A 16098-nucleotide genomic window follows, 5' to 3' on the forward strand; every position below is an offset into this window, starting at 1 on the left:
TTTTAGTTTCATTTGAATGATGAACTTTAGACAGGTAGCGCAATTAGGTTTGAGCATTTTGCATGCATTCAAATCTCATTTGCATGAACCTGCTTATTTACTAGTCACTGCTGCAGTGTCTGGCGCACTCACCGTTTTGGGGTTTGCGCCTTTTTATTTTTATCTTGTTCCATTTGCGACGCTTTTAGTTTTGTATTGGTTGCTTGACCAGAGTAGCACGCCTGGTCAAGCTGGATGGGTTGGTTTGTCCTTTGGCTTGGGAATGTACGCGGCAGGTCTCTCGTGGATGGTGGGTACGTTGCACGACTTTGGCGAAATGCCGTCATGGCTAGCTTATATTTCTACGATCATGTTATGCCTGTATTTGGCCAGTTTTACTGCTGCGGCTACGTGGTTGGTAGTTTATACCCGGTCCTTATGGTTTTTACCTTTGGCCTGGGGGATGGCAGACTGGCTGCGCAGCTGGATATGTTCGGGATTCCCATGGTTGACAATGGGCTACAGTCAGGTGCCTTCGAGTGTCTTGAGTAGTTACTTGCCAGTGATGGGCGTGTATGGATTAAGCATCATCGTGGTGGCGATGGCAGCACTGATTTTTTACATGCTTAGGTTTCGAGGCCATAGACGCTGGATCAATGCTCTGTCAGCGTTAGTCATTGCTGGTACCGCAATGACTCTTCAGCACATCACCTGGACAACCAAAATAGGCGCTCCTGTCAGTGTTGCTTTACTACAGGGAAATATCAGCCAGCAGACTAAATGGTCTGTTGAGCAGAGCAAGCAAATTATATTGAGCTACCTTGATTTGCTTGACCAAGCGGATGCGCGCGTTGTTGTTTTGCCCGAAACGGCATTCCCGATTTATCGCTCGCAAGCGATGGGCAAAACACGTGGCAAGCTACTGGGATTGGCCTCAGAAAAACAGGCTGATATCCTTATCGGGATGCTTGATTGGCAAAACGGTGCAGAGGGCCGAAAAAAATTTAATGCTGTTGTAAATTACGGAATCTCTGGATTACAGATACAACATAAAGTACATCTGGTACCGTTTGGAGAGTTCATCCCTCTGCCGCTTTTGTTTGCACCCATGTACGCGTATTGGTTTCATATGCCGCATAATGATTTTTCAGTAGGCAAAAGGCAACCGCTGTTCTCACTTGGTCAAGCTGAGGTCGCAATTTCAATTTGTTATGACGAACTATTTGGTGGTGATTTGGCTGAATATGCCAGAAATGCAGACTACTTGGTGAGTGTCAGTAACGGGGCTTGGTTTGGTAAGAGTGCTGGTCTCGAACAGTACCTGCAATTTAGCCAGGCTCGTGCCATTGAGAATCAAAAAATCATTGTGAGAGCGAGCAATAATGGTGTAACGGCCTTTATTGATAAAACAGGTGAAGTTATAAAACGAGCGCCCAAGGACGAACGTTATATCCTCAGGCACATGGTTCAGCCCTACCATGGAAGTACGCTTTATAATCTCTGGCAAGACACGCCGTTCTGGGGACTGCAACTCATTGGTTTCATTACTCTGATCGCAAGACTATGGATTGTCAAAAAAAATTCACAAAACCATTCCACTTGTGTGTAAAATGGTGTATGTATAAGCGCACTCTAATAGTGCATCAGAATTGAAAAGCCGGTTTATTTGGAGCATAACTGGTGGCTAAAAGCACTTTTTAGCCAATATTTTAAAAATAAAATGTTTAAAATCAACATTTTAATATTTTTGTAATATTGGTATATTTCTTGCTGCGATAATAAATAATAAATGGCAGTAAGTGCTTTGAGTTTGATTAGAGTAAGTATTAGCCCAAATGGGTAGTTTTACGAATAAAAGAATTTATATATTGTATTAATAACATTGAGGAGAATTAAAGTGAGTAAATTGACAGGTTTTGCATTAGCAACATTGCTTGTATCTGGTTTTGCTACCAATGCAAGCGCCGCAACTGCAACGTTGGGTGCAGGGAGTACCAATTTGATTATTACTGCGCCATCCGGTACGAATGGTGCGAGTGTTACTTTTAATGATCTCTTTAACTTTACTTTGACTGGTCCAGGTAAAGTGAGCTATCAAGTGACTGAGAAAGAGTTCCAGTTTGGTGTTCCAACCCCTAGCGGATTTTTAACTTATCAACTGTATGATATTGATGACAGTTCTCTAACATATGGCTTATACAACTCAGCCAATCAACTAGTAACCAACTTAAACAGCCTGACGAGTGGTGCTTATTCCTTTAAGGTGTCTGGTTTGACCACAGGTCTGCTCGGCGGTCAATACTCCCTTAAAATGAACATTACGGCGCTTCCAGTGCCTGAGCCAGAAACCAATCTGATGATGTTGTTAGGCTTGGCGGCTATTGGCCGCATCGCATATCGCAAGAAAACTTCAGCTTAATTTGTTGATTAGCTGATTTTTTATATTGCGTACATGGGAGAGCTCAAATGAAATTAACAACATCTTTAGTCCTGGCTGGATTATTAACTGTAAACGGCTTTGCATATGCTGGAACACCTTCTTCCAGCATACCCTCAACAACGTCTACCAACATTTCATCTGATTTGTTTGCAGATGGAGACTTTAACGTTAGCAAGTCTTATGCAGGCAACAAGACTTTCACTGATAATTACACCTTTAATTTGAATTCTCAGCGTCTCCAAGAATTCAACTCGCTGTCCGCATCTTTGAACTATACCAACTCTAAATCTGTTGGTTGTGCACTATTGATTTTTTGTGGTGTATCAAATACCGGCTTTAGTAACTTGAATGTGACACTGACAGCCCCTTCTGGTAGCACAACGAGTGGAACGACGACAACTGGCTCCACTAACAGCAGCGTATTTGTGATTCCTATTCTGGTTTGGAGTGCAACGACATCCACCCAAAACACAGTATCTACTGACTGGATTAGTTTGCTGTCGACAGGAAACTACACACTGTCAGTTTCTGGTACGACACTGAAAAACGGTGGTGGCTACAGCCTGGGTGTGACTGCTGTTCCTGAACCACAGACGGCAGCCCTGGCAGCATTGGGTTTGGGCCTGATGGGTTTCATTGCACGTAGGAAAAGATTTGAATAAGTCCTTGCTGGATTTATTTTGCTAATTTGAGTGGTTTTTACGTTTTACAATTTATTTTATATCTTGAGGAGTAGTTCATGACTACAGTGTTTTCCACTAAAAAAGTGATCGCTGCGTTGTTTTTGAGCGCTGGTTTGATCTCTAATGCTGGTGCAGCTGCTTACAGCCTGAATACCAGTGTGGCTGCAGGCAATTTCACCAACACCTATTCTTTCAGTGTCGGCAATGGTTACACTGCAAGCTTGTTTGGTAATTTGACCAGTTCGTATGACCTTTTTACCGACACAGGCTCTCTTATCGGAACAAATGTGTCATCAATCACTCTGAGTAGCGGTGCTTTCACATCCAGCTACACGTTAACTGATGATGATGTAGCGGGTGACTCAAGCTGGTTGGCCTACACCAAAACGTTTAACTTCTCTGCACTGAATTTGACTGCAGGTAATTATATTCTGACTGTAAAAGGTAAAGCATTCTCGAGTGATACTTATGCTGGTAGCTTTGCAGTTTCAACCACAGCCTTACCTGTTCCTGAACCAGAAGCATACGGCATGATGATGCTGGGCTTGGGTTTGTTTGGTCTAGTTGGTTACCGTCGTAAATCCGCATAATCAAGGATCAACTAAGGAGATTTAGTATGTTAACCCGTCATCTGAAAACGGTTTTACTCGCAGCAGTCGCTTCCACTTTGAGTGTGAGTGCAAATGCTGCAGTGTATGGTTTAAATCAAAGCAACATTGCCCCAGGTTCTTTTTCATATACTGTTAATTTTAGTATTTTGTCAGGCAATGTTGGTTCTTTGACAGGTCAAGTTGACTCAGTATTTAGAAGCATTGGATCGACTAAGGCCGCTGGTTTTGATATTACAGACATCTTGTTATCCACAGGTAGCTTGATTAAAGCTGACAATGAAGTGATAACGTCATTGGGTTCACCACGTACTAAGACGACAGATTCCTTCTCGTTTTCTAACAATGCACTTGCAGCAGGTAACTATACTTTGACTGTTTTTGGTAACTCCTACAGCTCAAATGCAAGTTTTTCTGGTGGATTCGAGGTAGTCACTTCCCCAGTGCCTGAGGCAGAAACCACAGCAATGATTGGTCTCGGCTTGGGTTTAATGGGATTGATCTCACGTCGTAAGAAACAGTAATTTGTTTTAAATTAGAAAAGGCCATGTTTTACATGGCCTTTTTTTATTGGATTAGCCCATGTGGGTCATATCGCACGGTCTGGTTTTACCGCATTATTCACCTGTCAAGTTTATTTTTATTTGGGAGATGGATTGTGAAAAAAATTATCTACAGCTTCGTTGCCGCGAGTGCTTTAATGTTTACAGGCGCGGCGTCTGCGACCTCAACTACTACGAATATTTCAAATACTGGCTCGCAAACATTTTCTATCAATGTGGTTGACACATTATTCAATGCCTCTTTTGATGGTTTGGGGATTTCTGCAGTCACCTTGTCAGGTCCTGCCAATTACTCTTTCACACAGAACTTTATTACTGATACGTGGGAATTTAATACCACTAACTTTGCGCCAGGTTTATATAACTTGAATGTGACTGCGTTGGGCGCATGGACTGGCCAATATACGACCACACTGGGCACCTTCATCCCAGCAGCGCCAGTGCCAGAGCCTGAGACCAATATGATGATGTTGTTTGGCTTGCTAGCAGTTGCTGTTGCTTTTGGCAAAACAAAATCAGCCTAATTCTATTTCCTTTTTGGAGTGATCATCATGCGTCAATTATTTAAAAACAGTATTATCGGCCTGGCGTTTCTTGGAATGTCTACAGGCGCTTTTGCAGCCACCTATTCATTTAATCAAACCAAAGGGATTGCCATTCCAGCGATTAATGAAACTGGAAGCTTTGTGTTAAGTGGCTATGCTATGTCAAGCTCGGCAACAGTTCTGGATATTAAAAATGCTGCTGGCGATGTGGTCTTGAGTTTAAACAAAAACACTGCAACCAACCAGTTTGCATTGGGTTATACCTCCTTTATTTCAGGCAGTTACACTTTGTCTTTTAACTCGGCGGTATTGGATGCAAAAGGCTCTTTTAGTTCAGCCTTGGGGTCTATTAGTGGTCAAACTGCAATCGGCGCATCTCCAGTGCCAGAACCAGAGTCTAATGCATTAATGTTGATGGGTTTGGGTATGCTCGGTCTGATCGTCCGCAGAAAACTTGCTTGATTTTTTCGCGCATGAAAAAGCCAGTTGCATGATTGCAACTGGCTTTTTTGTTTACACCTAGCGTTGATTGTAAAAGTGAGCAATCCGTTGCGCTGCGGCAATTGTTTCTTCGTTGGACGCTACTAGAGCCATTCGAATAAAACTTTGTCCAGGATTGACGCCATGCGCTTCACGGGCAAGGAATGAGCCCGGCAGCACGGTGATATTCAGGTCTTGATAGAGCTGTTTGGCTACAGCAGTATCATCTTGCTCGGTATTGATCCACAGGTAAAATGCGGCATCAGGTAGTTGCGTTTGTGGCCAGACAGTTTGCAACCGTGGTGTGACGGCCGCAAATTTTTCACTGTAAAGTGCGCGGTTGTGTTGAACGTGCGCTTCGTCATTCCAGGCCACGATACTTGCAGCTTGTACGGCGGGATTCATGGCGCAGCCATGGTAAGTGCGGTATACCGCAAACTTTTCTACAATCTCTTCATCCCCTGCGACAAAGCCAGAGCGCATGCCAGGCACATTTGACCGTTTTGACAGTGAGCTGAACATGACGATGCGTTTAAAGTCGCGACCAAGTTGATACGCGGCTTGCAAGGCACCAACGGGCGGCAGCGCTTCATCAAAATAGATTTCCGAATAGCATTCGTCTGAGGCAATCACAAATCCGTATTGATCAGAGAGTTCAAACAGTGTTTTCCAAGCGGCAATGTCCATGACTTTGCCGGAAGGATTACCGGGACTGCAGACAAATACCAATTGCGTGCGCTTCAGCACGTCAGCAGGCACTTGTGTGAGATCCATCACAAAATCATTCTCGACGGTGGTATTGATAAAGTAGGGCTGGGCGCCTGCCAGAAATGCAGCACCTTCGTAAATCTGGTAAAACGGATTGGGTGAGATGACCACTGGCGCTTGTGAGCCCGTGTTGTCTATCACCGCTTGCGCAAAGGCGAATAATGCTTCGCGGCTGCCATTAACCGGCAAGATGGCTTTATCGATATTGAGTGCCGGGATCTGGTAGCGGCGCTGTAGCCATTGATTGATGGCTTCACGCAAGGCCGCTACGCCGATTGTGGTAGGATAGCTGGCCAGTCCACTCAGGTTGTTCGCCAGTGCTTCAGAAATGATGGTTGGCGTGGCGTGCTTGGGCTCACCGATAGACAGGTTAACGTGGCTATACTTAGGATTCGGCGTCAGTCCTTGAAACAAGTCGCGCAGACGTTGAAAAGGGTAGGGCTGGAGAAGATTTAAATGTGGATTCATAGGTGTGTATTATAAGTGACGCTTTCGCATAAACAAAAAGCTTCGCAGCAAAAAAAGTGGGCATCGTTGGCCCTGGTGTATGGCGCCTTGTGCTGGGGCGTGATTTGGTATCCTTACCGGCTGCTGAATGAGGTCGGTCTGTCTGGCGTGCAATCCAGCGTACTGAGTTATTTCGTGGCTTTGGTGATGGGTATGCTGCTGTTCTGGCAGCGGGCGGCGTATATCTCGCAGATTCCTTTTTCAGCTTATGGCTTAAGCCTGGTGGCGGGCTGGACCAATCTCGCTTATGTGTTGGCGGTGATTGATGGCGAAGTCATGCGGGTCATGTTGCTGTTTTATCTTTCGCCATTGTGGACGCTGCTGTTGGCCAGAATCTGGTTGCATGAGCCCTGGCATCTGCCGCAACTGGCGGCGATAGGCTTGTCTTTGCTTGGTGCGACCTTGATGCTGACAGACGGCCTATGGATTTGGCCGTGGCCACAATCCACCTCAGATTGGTTAGCGTTATCCGCCGGCATTGGTTTTTCGCTGACCAATGTGATTACCCGTTACTCCACTCACCTCTCTGTTGCGGCAAAAGGCATGCTGGTTTGGATTGGCGTATTTGGTTTATCTATGTTGGTGTTGCTCTGGCTCAAGGGGGCGAGTGGTTTTGCTTTTGTCACAGACGTGACGCCTATGATGTGGCTTTGGTTGGTGTTGATCGCATTGCTACTGGTTTCTGCCACCTTGCTTGTCCAGTATGGCGTCACCAAAATCCCGGCCATTCAAGCCTCAGTGTTATTTATGACCGAGTTGATTGTCGCCGCCATCGCCGCCTACTTTTTGGCACATGAAACGATGTCTGTAACAGAAATGATGGGCGGCCTCTGTATTATTGCCGCTGGCGTATTATCAGTCGTCACCGCGGAGACGGAAGATTCAGCCGCTGGGTAAAAGCAATTGCTGATACGCCTGCTCAAGCTGGCGGCAGAAGTTGTCCGGGCTAAACAGGCGATTGGCATGGTTTTGCAAGCGCGCTTTGATGGCGGCTAATGCTGCTGGCGTTTGTGCCAGCATGACCGCACGTTGCTCCAAAGCCTGCCAATCCTGGCAAATACACTCCTCCAAGCCGAGTTGTTTGAGCAAACTTGTGCTGACGCGTGCTGGGAAGGTGCTGCCTTGCACGGTAAGCAGAGGAATGCCTTGCCACAGCGCGTCACTAGCAGTGGTATGGGCATTGTAGGGTGCGGTGTCCAGCATTAAATCTGCATGCTGCTGCCTGGCGATGTGTTGCTCGATACTGGTGCGCGGCGCGAAAATCAAACGATCAGCAGCGACGCCCAGTGCCATGGCGGCGTTTGTCAAATGCTTGGCTGCCCAGACATTACCTTCGAGCAGCCACAATACACTGCCTGGGACCTGTTTTAAAATCCGCATCCAGCAGGCAAACACCTCAGGCGTAATCTTGAAACTCTGGTTAAAGCAGCAGAACACAAAGCCTTGCTCTGGCAAACCATGTGAGTGGCGGCTACCTGCGTCTGTAGTGGGGCGACGTGCATTATTCGGTTGATAGCAGGGCAGTATGATCGCTTTCTCCGCCAAGGCCACTTCTGCCAAGATTTCATCCACGATAATCGCATCGTATAGCGGTACCCCATTAAGCATGCCCATGCTGCCGGGATACCCCAACCAGTTGACTTGCTTGCGCGCCGGTTTATAAGCGGCGACGCCACTGCGACTGCGTTGAGTAAAGCCGGTTAAGTCTACCAGCAGGTCAATCTCCGCTGCGCGCATATGCTGCGCCACCGCTTCGTCTGTCATGTTGCTGATTTCCAGCCACTGATCTGCGGCCGCATGAAAAGCGTGCCATTCGGCAGACTGATCATTGTGGCTATTGCTGTATATCAGTATTTCAAACTGCTCGCGATGGTGTGCAGCGATGACCTCAGTGACCAAATAAGCCAGGGGGTGTTTACGAAAATCCGAGGATAGATAAGCCACTTTGATGCGCGCACCTGCTAATTTGGCCGCTGGCGCAGCCAGTGGTTGGATGTGCGCGTAATGTTGTTGCGCCCAACGGCTGGCACAGGCTAACTGCTCCTGATCCGTGGTGCCTGGCATGGCCAGAAAGGCAAATGGCGGGATTTGTGCCTGAGGCAGCGCCTGTAACGCGTGACGCACCTCTGCAATGGCTTGCTCAAGCCCTTGCCAGTCAGCCATATGCTGTTTTTGATGGATCCAATGCACCTTGGCGTGCAGCAGTTTGGGATTTAATTGCAGGGCACGCGCATAGGAAGCCACTGCCAAGTCCAGCTGGCCTTGCTCACGGTAGGCATTGCCCAGATTGTTATGGCATTCTGCATCTTGCGGATCCAGTTGCAATGATTGCTGGTAGTGCTGGATGGCGAGCGCTGTTTGCCCAAGTTTGCGCAGGCTATTGGCCAGATTAAAATGCACATCGGCCTGCTGCTTGTCTTGTGCCAGTGAACGCCTGAAAAAGGTGGCTGCCAAAGTTTCATCTCCGCGCAGGCTGGCCACATTACCGAGTTGCATCAATATCTGCGGATGTTCTGGCACCAGTTGCAGGGCGTGCTGAAAAGCGCTTTCCGCCGCATTGGCTTGCTTGGTTTGCAAGTAATACCGTCCCAGCTCGTAATGCAGTTCCGGGTCATCTGGCGTGCGGCTGAGCTGCTGCTGAAGTTTGGCTAGCTGATCAGTCATGTTTTCTCTTGCTCACTAAACGGCTGTAGCAATGGCTTCCAGCCGGCCTGTTTAAACAATAACCGCTGCGGATGCAGACCTAGCCAAAAAGTATCCTCAGAGAGTTGTGGCAAGGTATGGCCAAAGTCTTGCAGCATGCGTCTGGCTAGTATGGCTGCACAATAAGGGGCTGTCATCAGGCCTTTGCTACCGTGCGCTGCATGCACATACAACCCTTGTGCAGCGGGCAAGTCAGCGAAGCTGTTGACGGAGGCATGACTGTCCATCAAGTGTTGTAACGGCAAAAGCGGACCCACATAGGGTAAATAATCCGGCGAGCCACAACGTAGCGAAGCCCGTGCCGAGATCACGGCCGTGTGCGCCACTGGACCAAATTGTGGGCTGAGCGTGCTCACCATATGCAGATTTTGCTCGCTATCTTCAGCACGCACGCTGGTATCCGTCTCGCCTGGCGCAAAGGTGGCTCCCATGGCATGCGTTCCTTGATGCGCTGGGGTTAGATAGCCATCCCCACACAAGATGGTACGCAAGGGTTGCATCGCCGGTTGCGCGGCAATCACCCCCATTTGTCCACGCACCGGATTGAGCCACATCCCACTCTCAGGAATTAAAGCTGCCGCTTCAGCCGCATTACACACCACCACGGCATCAAACGTGCCCAAGGGGTTGCTATCACTGAATAGCTGCCAGCCGGAAGAAATGCGTGAAAGCTTGTCGACCGCCTGCGCTAAATGCAGCCTAATTTTTGGCTGCTTCACCATCTGCTGGCAAGCCCGCACCGGATTGACCCAGGCCCCGTGCGGAAAATATAAGCACTCATGGCCAATCTGAACGCCCGCGCATTCGCTGGCTGCTGCTGCCGTCATTTTGTGGAGCAGTGGCATATCGACGCCAAGCTGTTCATAGCGGTTGGCAACTTTTTGCACGCGTTTATGTTCACGTGGGCTGCCACCGAGTTGTAATAACCCGACGCTCTGGAAGCCGTCGTCGCCCAGATTGAGCTGCGCATAATGCCGCAGGCTATAACTATAGCTACGCCAGGCGAGCTGGTCATTCATCGGTTTTTCGGCATTGAGCCTGGGATAGAGCATGCCTCGGGGATTGCCAGAGGCCCCCGTAGCGACTTGCGCCGCACGCTCAAACACATGCACTTCACAGCCGAGCGACGCCAATTGATTGGCCGTGCTGCAGCCAGCAATGCCTGCACCTATGATGGCCACTTTAGGCAGCGGGTTGATCGTTGGTGCCGTCGTCGTGGGCCAATTTCCACGTAACATTTCACGCTTGTTGCCAAAGCCTTTAGTTTTTTGGACTACAAATCCAGCGGCTTGCAAGCCGCGCTTGACCACACCCGCACTGGTAAAGGTGGCAAATGTGGTGCCTGTGTGCGCACAGGTGGCCATGCTTGCAAATAAATATGGTTGCCACATTTGCGGATTCTTGGACGGCGCAAAGCCATCGAGAAACCAGGCATCGGCCTTCAAAGTGAGCTGTGGCAAATAATGCGCACTGTCCCCGATAAACAAGGTCAGGCTGGCCGAGAAACTAGGCAGCTCAAGCTGGTTAATGCCTGGCTGTAACAAGTGATATTGTGCGCAGAGTGCCGCGCTTGCTTCGGCCAGTTCTGGAAAATGCGCATGCGCGGTTCGCAAATCCTGCAAGGTGAAGGGCGCAATTTCGACGCTGACAAAATGCAGGTGGGCGTGAGCAGGAGCGGTGTCACGCCAGAGCTTGAGAGCCGCCAGAAAATTGAGGCCGCTGCCAAAACCCGTCTCTACAATGACAAAATGACTCGCTGTGTCGGCCGGGAGCTGCTGCCAGCGTTCAGCCAAATGGTTATGCTGCAAAAACACATAACGGGTTTCTGCCAGCCCATGCTGCGGATGCTCGGGACTGACAGAAAAATAAACATCATCGAATTCGGGGGAGTAGGGCAGGCCATTGCGCCACTCCAAGACTGCATGTGTACTCATGCCGCCAAGTTTATCATGGCCGGAGCATGCGCTGCTTTAGGCCACGCGCTTAAGCTGACGATAACCAGGTTTGGCCAACATCAAATGCACGTCGCCCAGCGCGCACTCTGCAAAGCCGCCTTCGCAATAACTCAGGTAAAAGTCCCACATGCGAATAAAGGTCTCGCTATAGCCCAACCGCTGTACGGCATCGATGTTGGCAAAAAAGTTTTCTCGCCAGAGACGCAAGGTGGTGGCATAGTCCAGGCCAATATCCTGCAAGTCCACCAGCCGCAAGTCGCTGGCGCGCGTCATGCTAGCCAGCATGGCAGTGTTCGATGGGATATTCGAGCCTGGAAAAATATAGCGCTGGATAAAATCCACGGAGCGGATGGCACTGTCATAACGCTGATCCGCAATCGTAATGGCCTGAATCAATGCAACACCGTTGGGCTTCAATAACTGGCTGACTTTGTTGAAATACGTGTCGTAGTATTGATAACCGACCGCTTCTATCATTTCGATTGAAACCAGCTTGTCGTATTGCCCATGCAGATGACGGTAATCCTGCTTGAGCAGCGTGATGCGGTCTTGCAGTCCTGCTTCCGCGATTCTGCTTTGTGCCAACGCATATTGTTGCTGCGAAATGGTGGTGGTGGTCACATGGCAACCATAGTGCTTGGCCGCATAGATGGCGAAGCCGCCCCATCCCGTACCAATCTCAATCACGCGATCGTTGGCGCTAAGCTGTAATTTCTCGCAAATGACCTGTAACTTACGCTCAGAAGCCGCTTGTAAACTAGCGGGTTCCGTGTCAAACATGGCAGAGGAATACATCATGGTCGGGTCCAGAAATAACTGGAACAAGTCATTACCGAGATCATAGTGCGCGGCAATATTCTTTTTGCTGCCTGCCTCGCTGTTGCTATTGAGCCAGTGAAACAGTTTGAGCACGGGCTTGCTTAGCCATTGATAGCCGCCTTCCAGTGTGTCCATGACAGATTGGTTAAGCACCATCAGGCGGATCACATCTGTTAATGTGTCTGCTTGCCAGTAGCCCAGCATATACGCCTCCCCCGCACCAATGCTGCCACCAAATGCAATTTCGCCATAAAAACGCGCATCAAGCACGGTAATGCTGGCTTGAATCTGGCCTGGTTGTGCCTGGCCAAACACATGCGTTTCTGTACCATCCACAAGCGTAAGTTGGCCAATCTGCAGTCCTGCCAGGCGTTTGAGCACCTGCGATTTGGCCAGTTGCGCTACCCATTTGGCGCGGCTTTTGGCCTTGAGCGGTTTGGTCAGGGTGTCCGTTGGCAAGGATGAAGGGCTGGGAAGGGTATTCATAGTATTCAATTCAGCGTCAGGTATTTTGATCAGGATGGGGATAGAACGGCACTTTTTTGAGCCAAAGCCGCAAGGCTTGCCAATAAATGGCGGCAATCACTTTCAGTGTCATCCACGGGTACTGCCATAACAGGCGATTCAAGGTAGCCGCTTGCCAGGGCTGTCTATGTAATTTCAAGGTGGCAAAAAACATGGACTGTTGATCTCGCCAGTTTTGCATATGTACGTTGAGGACTTCCGCCGGCAATGAAAATTGCCATTGATACTGGATATCCATAGGCATAAATGGCGAAACATGAAAGTCTTTTTTGAGGCTAAATACCCCGTTCTCGGCCGTATTCATGGCATGTACATAAGCAAACCGTTCTTTCCATGGAGTATTGGTGATGTGGCTCACAATCGCTTGTAATTGGCCTTGCTCATCGTGGCAGTAATAAAAACTCACCGGATTAAAGCAAATACCCCAGTAACGGCAATGCGTCAGCAAGCCGATGCGGCCCAGTGGACGCTGCCCGGTTTCCTGTTCAACCAGGTTACGCACGCTGACATCCAGCGGCTCATGGCTGGGGCCCAGATAGTCCTGGCGCCGAAAGTAAGCCAGATTTGGTTTAAGATAAGACCATAAGCGATTGTTTTTAAATAGCTTTGGCAATTCATCCAGATCCAGATACAACATAAACAGCTGGTAACGAAAACCATGCAGGGTTGGCTGCAGCCGCTGATGGCTCACCCAACCAGTATAAATGGCACTTTGCAAACTATCTGTTTGCAATGCTGCAGGGGGACTCATAAATGCATCGCCTGAAAATGTTGTATGGCCGCCAGTGCACTGACCACGCCGTCCTCGTGAAAACCGTTGCGCCAGTAGGCGCCGGCATAGCCAGTCCGGTGTTTGCCACTGATCTCGGCATGGCGGGCTTGCGCCTGGGCGCCTGCCAGCGTGTACAAAGGATGGCGGTAGTGCAGCTTTTTAATCACTTTGTCTGGCGCGATGGCATCGGTGTAGTTCAAGGTGACCAGTAAAGGCTCGCTGGACTGGATGCCTTGCAGGATGTTCATGTTATAGGTGACCTGCACCTTGCCTGTCGCTTGCGCCGTAACGTGGTAGTTCCACGCCGCCCAGGCTAGCTTGCGTTGCGGCATCAGACGGGCATCCGTATGCAGATACACGGTGTTGTCCTGATAGGGAATGGCGCCTAGGATGTCGCGCTCGGCCGTTGTGGCCTCAGCGCCCAATATCTGCAAGGCTTCATCACTGTGGCAGGCAAAAAAGACAAAATCAAACCGCTGTGATTGCCCGTTTTGCGTGGTCACGCTGACGCCCTGTGCATCGCGTTGCACAGCCTGCACTGCTGCATTAAGCTGGATGCGGTCACGATAGCCGGCAGTGATTTTTTCCAGATAGCGCGCAGATCCGCCGACGATGGTGCGCCACTGCGGCCGCTGGTCTACCGTGAGCATGCCGTGATGGTGAAAAAAGCGCACAAAGAAGCGGGCAGGGAACTGCAACATCTGTTCGGCATCAGTTGACCAGATCGCGGCCCCCATAGGCACGATGTAGTCGCGGATGAATTGGCTTGAATATCCCTGCTGTTTTAAATAGTCACCCAGCGGAATTTCATCGCCTGCAGCGAGCAGGGCCAGTGAGGTTTTGTTAAAGCGCAAGATATCCAGAATCATGCGGTAAAACGCTGGAGACAGTAAGTTGCGGCGCTGGGCAAACAGACTGTTTAACGTCGTACCGTTATATTCCAGCCCGCTGACTTCGTTGCGCACGCTAAAGCTCATATTGCTGTCACGCCAGACGACACCCGTTTCACGCAAAATGCGCTCAAACTCAGGATAGGTTTTATCGTTAAATACAATAAAGCCAGTATCTACCGCATGCTTCTGGCCACCAACCGTCACCTCATGTGTGTGCGTATGGCCACCGATGTAGTCGTTAGCTTCAAACAGGGTGATGTCATGCTGCTGATGCAAATAATAGGCAAGGGTATTACCAGCGATACCGCCGCCGATAATGGCAATCTTCAATCCCATTACAGCGGCCTTTCCTGATGATGCTGATCACGCACCTCAACCGGTACTTGCTTTAAATTCCAGATTAACCCCAAAGCAGCCAGAATTCTCAGTCCGTAATAGGTCAAATCAATCTCCCACCAGTAAAAACCTTGCTTGACCGAACCCGGAAAATGATGATGATTGTTGTGCCAACCTTCCCCCAGCGTTAGCAGGGCAATCAGCCAGTTATTGCGACTGTGGTCGCGCGTGGCATAACGGCGGCTACCCCAGACATGCGCCAAGGAGTTGACACAAAAAGTGGCGTGATAAAGCGCCACGGTGGACACCACAAAGCCCCACACCAGTAACTGCCAGCCGTTGGTTTGTAATTGTGGCGCATAATGTGCCAGCGTAGTCCCCAGTAAAAAGATGCCTAAAGCCAGTGCGAGCGGCACCAGGCTGTCAAAACGGTCCAACCAGCAGAGTTCACGAAAACGCGTCAATTCACGCACACGCTCTAATTGCGTCTTGAAATTGGCATGGCTCAGAAACCAGCCTAAATGACTCCACAGCAAGCCATGCTGGTGTGGGGAATGGATATCTTGCGGCTGATCTGCATGCACATGATGACTGCGGTGGTGGGCGGCCCACCACAAAGGACCGCGCTGTACTGCAGTGGCTCCAATCAAGGCAAATAAGAACTGTCCAGCGCGCGAGGTTTGAAAGGTCTTGTGGGCAAAATAGCGGTGATAAAAGCCGGTAATCGCAAACATGCGGATCAAATAAAGCCCGATGGCAAAGGCCACCGCAAAAGGACTCCAGCCCACCCAATATAAAGCGATCAGGGCAAGATGCAGGCCAACAAACGGCAGCACCCGCCACCAGTCTATGCTCTCCGCATGCGCACTGGCTGGCGGCTGGTAGCGCTGGTTATCCAGCCAGCCAATGAGCCGCCATAGCAGCCCGGTGATTCTGTGTTGCATGATTCGTCCTCTCTCAAATACGCGTCGCCTGTTGCGCGTATGGTGATGTTTGTTTGATCAACAACTCACCCTTTTATTGTGGTTGATGCTTGAAAACCTCTAGCTTGCTGGTGTCGTAGCCCATGGCCCGGATTCTAGCGACCAGTTGTTCATAGCTGGCCTGATCCAGCGTTGGCTTCCTCGACATCAGCCAGACATAATCCCGTTTGTTACGCGCAATGATCGTATGCTGGTAACCCTGGTCCAGGTAAGCAATCAGGTATTCTGATTTGAACGGCCACACAAACTGCATGCGCCACTCGGCATTGCCAGTGCCCGGCACAATAAAACCCGTCGGGTGATAGACTTTAAGTGGGCCTGTAAAACTGCCCTGATTAAAGCTGAAAGTAGTGGCAATACTGCCATCCGAAGTCTTTTCATAGCGCTCAACCGGATTGTAGGGATCCTTTTCAATGAAGGTCGGGATCGCTGCTATCACATACCAGTCGCCCATAAAACGGTCCAAATCCACTTGCTCAACCGTTTTAATCGGAGGCAAGCTTTGGCAAGCGGTCAGAGAAAAAATACTCATTATACAA

The 16098-nt window shown here is 49.4% G+C and carries 16 protein-coding genes; 8 read left to right on the forward strand and 8 right to left on the reverse strand.

What is annotated here, in order from left to right:
* Window positions 1-16: 16 nt before the first annotated feature.
* The 7 genes from lnt to ACT53G_RS03560 all read left to right on the forward strand — a co-directional run bounded on the left by lnt (window position 17) and on the right by ACT53G_RS03560 (window position 5280).
* On the forward strand, window positions 17-1588 hold the full coding sequence (gene lnt, locus ACT53G_RS03530; RefSeq protein ID WP_476168730.1) for an apolipoprotein N-acyltransferase: 1572 nt from the start codon (window positions 17-19) through the stop codon (window positions 1586-1588).
* Window positions 1589-1876: 288 nt separating this feature from the next.
* Entirely contained in the window at window positions 1877-2398 is a 522-nt protein-coding gene (locus ACT53G_RS03535) for an FxDxF family PEP-CTERM protein (RefSeq protein ID WP_194746785.1), read from the forward strand.
* 47 nt (window positions 2399-2445) lie between these two features.
* A complete protein-coding gene (locus ACT53G_RS03540) occupies window positions 2446-3081 on the forward strand; it encodes an FxDxF family PEP-CTERM protein (protein ID WP_194746784.1) in 636 nt (211 codons plus the stop codon).
* Window positions 3082-3158: 77 nt separating this feature from the next.
* Complete coding sequence (locus tag ACT53G_RS03545) at window positions 3159-3692, forward strand: FxDxF family PEP-CTERM protein (RefSeq protein ID WP_194746783.1); 534 nt, start codon at window positions 3159-3161, stop codon at window positions 3690-3692.
* Between the two features lie 26 nt (window positions 3693-3718).
* Window positions 3719-4234 carry an FxDxF family PEP-CTERM protein gene (locus tag ACT53G_RS03550; protein WP_194746782.1) on the forward strand — a complete coding sequence of 172 codons (516 nt, stop codon included), beginning with the start codon at window positions 3719-3721 and terminating at the stop codon, window positions 4232-4234.
* A 134-nt stretch (window positions 4235-4368) separates the two neighbouring features.
* Complete coding sequence (locus ACT53G_RS03555; protein ID WP_194746781.1) at window positions 4369-4797, forward strand: PEP-CTERM sorting domain-containing protein; 429 nt, start codon at window positions 4369-4371, stop codon at window positions 4795-4797.
* Window positions 4798-4824: 27 nt separating this feature from the next.
* A complete protein-coding gene (locus tag ACT53G_RS03560; RefSeq protein ID WP_194746780.1) occupies window positions 4825-5280 on the forward strand; it encodes an FxDxF family PEP-CTERM protein in 456 nt (151 codons plus the stop codon).
* Between the two features lie 57 nt (window positions 5281-5337).
* Here the strand turns inward: ACT53G_RS03560 and dapC are convergent, their stop codons facing one another.
* The gene (gene dapC / locus ACT53G_RS03565) at window positions 5338-6534 is read right to left on the reverse strand and encodes a succinyldiaminopimelate transaminase (protein ID WP_476168731.1); all 1197 of its coding nucleotides are present in this window, start codon (window positions 6532-6534) and stop codon (window positions 5338-5340) included.
* 15 nt (window positions 6535-6549) lie between these two features.
* Between dapC and ACT53G_RS03570 the strand changes: the two genes are divergently transcribed.
* Window positions 6550-7470: a DMT family transporter gene (locus tag ACT53G_RS03570; protein WP_476168732.1), complete on the forward strand. Its 921-nt coding sequence runs from the start codon at window positions 6550-6552 to the stop codon at window positions 7468-7470.
* Here ACT53G_RS03570 and ACT53G_RS03575 read toward each other — a convergent pair.
* The 7 genes from ACT53G_RS03575 to ACT53G_RS03605 all read right to left on the reverse strand — a co-directional run bounded on the left by ACT53G_RS03575 (window position 7456) and on the right by ACT53G_RS03605 (window position 16091).
* Complete coding sequence (locus tag ACT53G_RS03575; RefSeq protein ID WP_476168733.1) at window positions 7456-9237, reverse strand: O-linked N-acetylglucosamine transferase, SPINDLY family protein; 1782 nt, start codon at window positions 9235-9237, stop codon at window positions 7456-7458. The two genes, ACT53G_RS03570 and ACT53G_RS03575, sit on opposite strands and share 15 nt — an antisense overlap.
* Window positions 9234-11210 (reverse strand): bifunctional tRNA (5-methylaminomethyl-2-thiouridine)(34)-methyltransferase MnmC2/FAD-dependent 5-carboxymethylaminomethyl-2-thiouridine(34) oxidoreductase MnmC1, encoded by a 1977-nt coding sequence (gene mnmC / locus ACT53G_RS03580; RefSeq protein ID WP_476168734.1) that lies wholly within the window; start codon window positions 11208-11210, stop codon window positions 9234-9236. Before mnmC ends, ACT53G_RS03575 begins: the two co-directional genes overlap by 4 nt.
* Before the next feature lie 36 nt (window positions 11211-11246).
* A complete protein-coding gene (locus ACT53G_RS03585; RefSeq protein ID WP_476168735.1) occupies window positions 11247-12536 on the reverse strand; it encodes a class I SAM-dependent methyltransferase in 1290 nt (429 codons plus the stop codon).
* A 16-nt stretch (window positions 12537-12552) separates the two neighbouring features.
* Window positions 12553-13326: a DUF1365 domain-containing protein gene (locus ACT53G_RS03590; protein ID WP_476168736.1), complete on the reverse strand. Its 774-nt coding sequence runs from the start codon at window positions 13324-13326 to the stop codon at window positions 12553-12555.
* Window positions 13323-14570: an NAD(P)/FAD-dependent oxidoreductase gene (locus tag ACT53G_RS03595; RefSeq protein ID WP_476168772.1), complete on the reverse strand. Its 1248-nt coding sequence runs from the start codon at window positions 14568-14570 to the stop codon at window positions 13323-13325. Before ACT53G_RS03595 ends, ACT53G_RS03590 begins: the two co-directional genes overlap by 4 nt.
* 5 nt (window positions 14571-14575) lie before the next feature.
* Window positions 14576-15520 carry an acyl-CoA desaturase gene (locus ACT53G_RS03600; protein ID WP_379076352.1) on the reverse strand — a complete coding sequence of 315 codons (945 nt, stop codon included), beginning with the start codon at window positions 15518-15520 and terminating at the stop codon, window positions 14576-14578.
* Between the two features lie 73 nt (window positions 15521-15593).
* Window positions 15594-16091, reverse strand: coding sequence for a lipocalin family protein (locus tag ACT53G_RS03605; RefSeq protein ID WP_476168737.1), 498 nt, complete (start codon window positions 16089-16091; stop codon window positions 15594-15596).
* Between the last annotated feature and the right edge of the window lie 7 nt (window positions 16092-16098).

Source organism: Methylophilus sp. DMC18 (assembly GCF_056314005.1).